The sequence below is a fragment of the Mangrovibacterium sp. genome, from assembly GCF_041596335.1.
In the GTDB taxonomy this organism is placed as follows: domain Bacteria; phylum Bacteroidota; class Bacteroidia; order Bacteroidales; family Prolixibacteraceae; genus Mangrovibacterium.
In genome coordinates this window covers 1-7,653 of record NZ_JBFHIT010000098.1, presented here as the reverse complement: position 1 = coordinate 7,653, position 7,653 = coordinate 1, and the positions used below count along the sequence as shown (strand labels likewise).

The 7,653-nt window shown below is 48.3% G+C and carries 5 protein-coding genes; all 5 read right to left on the bottom strand.

Going from position 1 to position 7,653, the window contains the following annotated elements:
* Positions 1-332 precede the first annotated feature (332 nt).
* Positions 333-2,720 carry a GumC family protein gene (locus ABZD21_RS19510; protein WP_372776810.1) on the bottom strand — a complete coding sequence of 796 codons (2,388 nt, stop codon included), beginning with the start codon at positions 2,718-2,720 and terminating at the stop codon, positions 333-335.
* 92 nt (positions 2,721-2,812) lie between these two features.
* On the bottom strand, positions 2,813-3,604 hold the full coding sequence (locus ABZD21_RS19505; RefSeq protein ID WP_372776809.1) for a polysaccharide biosynthesis/export family protein: 792 nt from the start codon (positions 3,602-3,604) through the stop codon (positions 2,813-2,815).
* Between the two features lie 583 nt (positions 3,605-4,187).
* Positions 4,188-4,655, bottom strand: a complete 468-nt coding sequence (tnpA, locus tag ABZD21_RS19500; RefSeq protein WP_372776808.1) for an IS200/IS605 family transposase — start codon at positions 4,653-4,655, stop codon at positions 4,188-4,190.
* 73 nt (positions 4,656-4,728) lie between these two features.
* On the bottom strand, positions 4,729-4,989 hold the full coding sequence (locus ABZD21_RS19495) for a hypothetical protein (RefSeq protein WP_372776807.1): 261 nt from the start codon (positions 4,987-4,989) through the stop codon (positions 4,729-4,731).
* Between the two features lie 328 nt (positions 4,990-5,317).
* Complete coding sequence (locus ABZD21_RS19490) at positions 5,318-6,721, bottom strand: sugar transferase (protein ID WP_372776806.1); 1,404 nt, start codon at positions 6,719-6,721, stop codon at positions 5,318-5,320.
* Positions 6,722-7,653: the final 932 nt, after the last annotated feature.

Sequence of the window (7,653 nt, the reverse complement as noted above, 5' to 3'; positions counted from 1 at the left end):
CGGACGGGCTCTACCTTTTGTCTTGACACAAAAGGTAGCAAAAGGTCAAGGCTGATTTTTATCTTCACTCCTCTATCTTCCTAAAAGCTAAGTGCAACGGGTGATTCCCTCCTTCGTCGGGACTTCCCGTTTGGCACTAAGCTTTCAGTTCGATTCCGGGCTCGATAAAAATAGGCCGGGGCTCGGGTTCGCATGGCCGGTCGCGTTTGTCGCTGCCGGTCGCGTCATTGCGAGGAGGAACGACGAAGCAATCTGTTGCAAGTACTGATTACTTCTTCTCTCCCGACTCATTACTCCCGACTCCCGACTATCCGCTTCCCGCTTCTGCTCAACTAAGCTTTGTCCTTGCTGTTTTCGTCGAAGTAGCCGGCGCCTTTTCCGTAGTAAGCTTTTCGGTAGTAGCCTCCGTAGCGGTAAGCGTAACTTCCGTATTTCTTCGGATTGATGTCGTTCAGCACCAGGCCAACTTTCTTCATTTTATTTTTTGTCGACACTTGCTTAATCATCTCCACCATTTTGCGGGGGCTGTATTTTTGGCGTGTCACAAAGATGTTGCTGTCTGAGAAACGCGAAGTAACAGCACCGTCAGTCACCAGCGTCATTGGCGAGTTGTCGATGATCACCATGTCGTAGCGCTTTCTCAGCTCCGCGATCAGTTTATCGAAGGCCGGAGAATTTAGCAGCTCAACCGGATTTGGCGGAACAACGCCGGCAGTAATCACATCCAGGCCTTTCAGCTCGCTGGGTTTAATCACTTCGTCTACGCTGTGGCGACCAATCAGGTAGGTACTCAATCCCACCTCCTTGTTCATGTTGAAGTAGTTGTGCAGGGTCGGCTTACGCATATCCGCTCCAATAATCACCACCTTCAGGTTGTTCATCGTAACCATCGCGGCCAGGTTGGCCGAAACAAACGATTTCCCTTCTCCCGGAATCATGGAGTGAATGCTCACCACCTTGTTTTCCTGGTCAAAGCTCAGGTATTCCAGACTGGTGCGCAGCTCGCGGAACGACTCAGCCAATACCGATCTCGGGTGGTTAATCACCGGAATAGGCGAGCTGAAGTTGCTGTGCATGATGTCGCCAATCAATGGTACATCAGTTATTTTTTGCAGTTGTTCGCGGTCGAGAACCGTTTCATCCAGGAAGTCGCGCAGCACAATAATCAGGAACGGAATGGCCAGCCCCAGAATGAGGCCGATCATCAGGTTCAGGCTTTTGCGCGGGCCAGTTTGCTGCATGGTCGCTGTTCGGGCGGGGTCGAGCACATCCACATCCGGAATGTTCGAAGCCTTGGTGATCTGCGCCTCAGCCCGTCGTTGTAACAAAAAGTTATACAGCTCATTGTTCAGGTCAACCATTCGCTTAATGTTAATCAGATCCTGCTCGGTTTGCGGGTACGCGCTCAGCTGTCGGTTTACATCGGCAATATCGCGATCGATCGACTTCAGCTCGTTGGTGGTATTAAACACCAGGTTGTTCAGGTTCTCGTCCAAACTTTTGCGAATATAGTCCAGCTCCCGGTCAATTACCTGTACACTCGGGTTTTTGGTATGCACACTGTACGACAATGCTTCTTTCTTGCTGTTCAGCTCACTCAGCCGAACCACCATGCTGTTCAGGCCGGCATCGGTAATGCCCACAACGCTGGGGAACACCATGTTCTTCATATCGCTTTCCTTGCCCAGGTAATTCCGAAGGTTCTCGTAGTACTCCAGCTGCATCTTCGCGATTGAACGCTTGGAGTCGAGCTCCGACAACTTTCCGGCTACCAGCGAAGCTTCCGTTCCCAGATCAAACACTTTGTTATCCGACCGGTAAGCTGTAAACTGGTTGCTGGTCGATTTCAGGGTGTCGACAATATCTTTTAGCTGAAGATCGATAAACGCGATGGTATTTTCCGAAATCTGGTTTTTCTGTTTCAGGCCATACTGAATATACACCTGCGACAGCTCGTTCAGGTAGGTGATTTGCTGAGCGGCGTTTTCTCCTTCAAACTGCATATTAATCAGGTCGGCGTTTTTATTCACACTGCTAATCACCAGACTTTCAAGCTTGGCCAGCGTCATCTTATCCAGGTCGTTGAACACGAAGTAGTAATCGCCTTCAGATGGAGTAACCGCTTTTTGGAGGGTGAAGCTGAAATACTGATTCTCGAAATGCTCGCCAAAAGCCAGTTCCTTTTCAAACTGAATGGTTGTCTCAATGTCCAGAATTTCGGTTTTGGCATCCACTTCAACTTTGTAACGATCTGTTCCAACAGGCGAAATATGAACCGGCACCCCTTTTAGGTTGAAGGCTTCGCGATCGAAGGTCACCCGGTAAGGTTCCTTGCCGTACATGGTAAAGTCGGCCAGCGGCATTTCCTTGTACCACGACACAAACCATCCCAGGTTTTCGAGTACCTGGTAGTTTAAGGTGAAGGAGGTCAGAATCCCAATATGATTTTCGATTTTCACATCTCCTTTTAGCGGCGAGCTGCTGAAGATATTCTCAAGGCTCAGTCCATCCGATTTCTCATCTTTGACCAGCAAAACACTGCTCACCCGATAGGTTGGTGGTGTATAGCGGGTAATCAGATAAGCCGCGCCCACGCCAATCACGGCAGCCAATACAAACCACTTCCAGTAAAACAACAATTTGTACAAAAAGTCTTTCACATTCTGTGGTTCCTCCTCCTTTTTCAGGAGAAGTTTCAATAGTTCTTCGTTAGTGTCCATATGTTAAGATCCAAATTCCAGGTTTCAAATTCCAAATTCCAAATTCCAGGTCAAGGCCGCAAGTCTCTTTACTCACGACTCAAGTCTCCCGTCTAGTTCAACGCGTTATACACCAGCATAACCAGCGACACGGTTGAAACGAACAGCGAGAACACCGGAAGGTTCACCCGTAGATTCTTATTCTTGTCGGGCCATACATACACAATGTCGTTGGGTTGAAGATAGAATGCCGGAGAGCTCAGAAAAGCCTTGTCGGTCAGGTCTACTTCAATATTCAGTTTGCCTTGGGGGGTTTCGCGCACAACAGCCACCTTTTGCAAGCGCGAATAATCGGTTGTTCCGCCTGCCTGGTTAATGGCTTCAAGCAGGGTGTAGGTGTCGTTATAGGCATAGTTCACACCGGGTTTCGCTACTTCGCCCATCACCGTCACTCTGAAATTCAGTAGCTTAACGCTCACGGTCGCTTCTTTGAAATATTCATCTACTTTTTCAACCACCATGGCGTTGATTTGCTGCACGGTTTTGCCCTCAGCCATAAACTCTCCAACTACCGGAAGCTTTATTTTCCCTTGCTGATTAATCACATACCCGTTTAGGTATTGAGCACTCGGCGAACCATATTGCTGGGTGGTTCCACCACTGACTCCGCTACCCATGGATGGATTAAACAATTGGTTGACTTCCGGATCGAGCGAGGCGATTTGGATATACAGGTTGTCGCCCGGACGAAGCTGGTAACTGTCGGTTGAGAAAGATTCGGAGCTAACCAACTCGCCCGACTGAAAGTTTTTCATAAAGACTAATTCGTCGCCGGACTTGCACGAACTCAGAAGAAGCGTTACCGCGATCAGCGCCAGTGACAGGTGCTTGATTTTTAATGCCATAGTTGTTTTAAATTAAATTGATCGCCGAAGCTGTTCGCCGGTGTTTCAGCTGCCAGTCCGGTGATTGCAACCTTGTTTTCATTTTGCCGCTCAAAGAAAATGAATATTGTTTAAAGATTGCGCTTACAACGGGTTAAGTTGTAAATTTTAACGTTTTGATTTTTTTTGTAGGCTGCAACGCGTGTTTTTTCGCACCGGGAGAATCGATTTGCAATCGATTCAAAAAACACCGGAAACCAACGCACAAACCTTTGTGTCTTTGGAACTTTGCGTCCTAGCGTATTAGCGTTCAACTCTTCCCGTCTTCGCGTTTAAATTATTTAACCACAGAGGACACAGAGTTACCCACAGAGTTTCACTGAGTTTTGTTTGAATACCGGTAGGGTTCAACCGCTACGCGGTAGGTGGAAGCAATTTTCTGATCAATGGCTACAACACCGAAACCGCTACGCGGTAGAGCCTGTTGAAGGATTGATCGTTGATTTTTTTTGTAATGTTGCCCTGAGGATTTCGTTACCGCGTAGCGGTATGGGTATTGTAGCTCCGTGAGTCACCGAAGCCAAATTACCGCGTAGCGGTTACGCTAGTCATCAAAGAATTCAAATAGATAGTTTTCATCAAATTCAATTTCATGCTTTTTCAGAATATTCAGGTATTCCTGACGGAATGTCGTGATTTGGTGGTGGCTCTCCTGATTGAGGATATAGTTATACACTTTTTCAACCTGTGATCGACTGTACGAGAACCCTCCATAGCCATTTTGCCATTGAAATTTGCCGTTGGACAATCGATGTTCATTTATAAATAAAGAAGAAGCTCTTTTTATTTCTTTGACTGTGTCGGAAATAGCGATTTTCGGATTTAATCCTAAAAACAAATGAACATGGTCGGGCATGCCATTGATGATGATGGATTTGTGTCCGAGATTTGTTACAATGCCACTCATGTATTCAAAGAGCCTGGGTCTGATTGATTTCTCTAATAGGGCATGGCGGTTCATTGGCGAAAATACCAATTGAATGTAGATTTGTGTGAATGTTCCTGCTTTCATTTGGTTGTTTGGTTTGAATACCGGTAGGGTTCAACCGCTACGCGGTAGGAGGAAACAATTTTCTGATTAACGGCTACAACACCGAAACCGCTACGCGGTAGTGCATGTTGAAGGATTGATCGTTGATTTTTTTGTAGCGTTGCCCTGCGGATTTCGCTACCGCGTAGCGGTATGGGTATTGTAGCTCCGTGAGTTTCCGAAGCCAAATTACCGCGTAGCGGTTGCGCTTATGCTGCAAGTCGAGAGTCATGAGAGAAGAAGTAATCGAAACTTGCAACAGATTGCCACGTCCTCCTGCGTCGTCCTCGCAATGACGATCGTAGGAACATCGCACAAACCTTTGTGTCTTTGAAATTTAGCGCCTTAGCGTCTTCGCGTTTAAATCTTCCCGTCTTCGCGTCTTTGCCTTCAATTTCCTCCTGCGTCGTCCTCGCAATGACGATCGTAGGAACATCGCACAAACCTTTGGAACTTTACCCCTTCGCGCCTTTCCGCCTTAGCGTTCAATTCTTTGTGTCTTTGAAACTTAGCGTCCTAGCGTCTTCGCGTTTAACTCTTAGCAACTTTGGAACTTTATCTCTTCGCGTCTTAGCGTTTAACTCTTTATCTCTTTATCTCTTAGCGTCTTAGCGTTTAAACGTTAACCGCACTAATCCCCAATCCTACATTCCATCACCTTTCACCATCACCTTTACGGTTTTTAGGATGATCATCAGGTCGAGGCGGAGCGACCAGTTGTCGATGTATTTGGTGTCGAGGCGAACCCAGTTATCGAAGTCGATGTTATTGCGGCCACTAACCTGCCACAGACAGGTGATGCCCGGTTTCATGCTCAGGCGGCGGTTTTGGTTGTTGCGGTATTGGCTCACTTCGTTCGGAATGGGTGGGCGAGGGCCTACTACCGACATGTCGCCTTTCAGCACATTCAGGAACTGCGGAAATTCATCCACCGAATACTTCCGCAGAAACTTACCAATTCGGGTGATGCGTGGGTCACCCTTCATTTTAAATACCGGGCCATCCTGTTCGTTTTGAGCCATCAGCGCGCTTTTCAACGCCTCGGCATTGGTCACCATGGTGCGGAACTTCATACAGCCAAACCGGCGGCCATACAAACCCACCCGCTCCTGAACAAAGAAGATTGGGCCGCCATCGTCGAGCTTAATGGCCAGCGCCACCATCAGCAGCATAGGCGAGAACAGCATCAGGGCGAAGAGGGTCACCGCGATGTCGATGCCTCGTTTCACTTTTAGAGCCAGGTAGTTTCCCGGGATGTTTCGGAACACCACCAGCGGATTATTGTTGAAGACCGTAAATTTCGGTTTCAGTCCGAAGCGGTCGATCACCCCCGGACGCAGGCGGAACACGATTCCCCGTTCGGCACAAAACAACATCAGCCGGTTAATTTCGTCGTAGTCGAGCTTGCTTTTGGCGTAAATCACCTCATCAATTACGGTTTCATCCAGCAGTTGATCCACTTGCAGCTTGCTGTCCAGCATCTGCAGGCGGTGGTCATAGCGTTTCTTCAGGCTTCGGCTGGCCGTTACAACCCCCCAAATGCGGTAGCCCCAGTCTTTGGTTTTCAGCAGGTCGTCGATAAAGGAGCGGGAGCTTCCGTCGGCCACCAGCAGCAGTTGCCGGGTGTTGAAGCCTTTGCGGCGCATTAGTCGCATAAAGCCGAAAAAGCTCGCTTTAAACAAGTACAGCAGCACGAAGTTCAGCAGCGCGAACAAGGCGATCTGTTCGTAGTTGAACCAGTTGGTGTGTAGAATGACACGAGCCAGGCACAGCAGTCCGGAGCCAATCGTAGTTACCTTGGCATAGCGGTAAAGCAGTTCGTAGTAGTTGGTTTCCCGGTTCATGCGGTGCAGGCCACTGTGGTCAATGGCAATCCAGCCAGAGAGGCCCACCAGCATAATGTAAATGCTAAAATCGCGCGATGCCAGCAATTCGTCAATTCGGTCGAAGTGGTACACCATCGACGACAGTGCGAAAGCCCCGACCGAGATCGCCGTTTGCATGGCCTGATTTAGCTTTGAAATGACATGTTCACGTTCTTTGAGCATAGTGTTGTTGGATAGTTGATCGCGAAAGTATCAAATGTTAAAATCTTGTTGTTCAGTTATCAGGTCCTGTTGTTCAGCTACTGAAAAACAGCCGTAAATATAGTCATCTGTTGGCAGTTTGGCCGTCTTTAAACCAAAAAGGCAAAACTAATTTAGCTTTTTTTTAACGGCAAAGGGTGAAGGAGTTCGGCTCGGGCCGTTGTTGCCGGCTCCGTCATTGCGAGCGAAGCGAAGCAATCTGTTGCCAGTTGGTAGAGGTTGCTTCGTCCTCCTACGTCGTCCTCGCAATGACGAGAGGTTGCCACGTCCTCCTACGTCGTCCTCGCAATGACGGGCGTAGGAACATCGCACAAACCTTTGGAACGTTGGAACTTTGCGTCTTAGCGTCTTAGCGTTTAAACAGTTAACCACAGAGGACACGGAGGTTGTCACAGAGTTTCATAGAGAGTACTAACACAACCCTTTGCGTCTTCGCGTCTTTGCGTTCAATTTCCTCCTACGTCGTCCTCGCAATGACGGGATGAACAGCGACACCGCGACCAACGCACCGGGAGAATCGATTTGCAATCGATTCAAAAAACACCGGAAACCAACGCACCCCTAATCGGAGCACTGGTTGCACCCAGCAATAGCGAACAAAAACACGGAAGATAGTCAGGAGCCATAAGTCGAGAGTCATGAGTCATGAGTCGTTAGAGAAGAAGTAATCGAAACTTGCAACAGATTGCCACGTCCTCCTGCGTCGTCCTCGCAATGACGGGCGTAGGAACATCGCACAAACCTTTGTGTCTTTGAAACTTCGCGTCCTAGCGTCTTCGCGTTTAAACATTTAACCACAGAGGACACTGATGTAGCTGCAAGTCGTGAGTCAAGAGTAATGAGTCGTGAGAAAAGAAGTAATCGAAACTTGCAACAGATTGCCACGTCCTCCT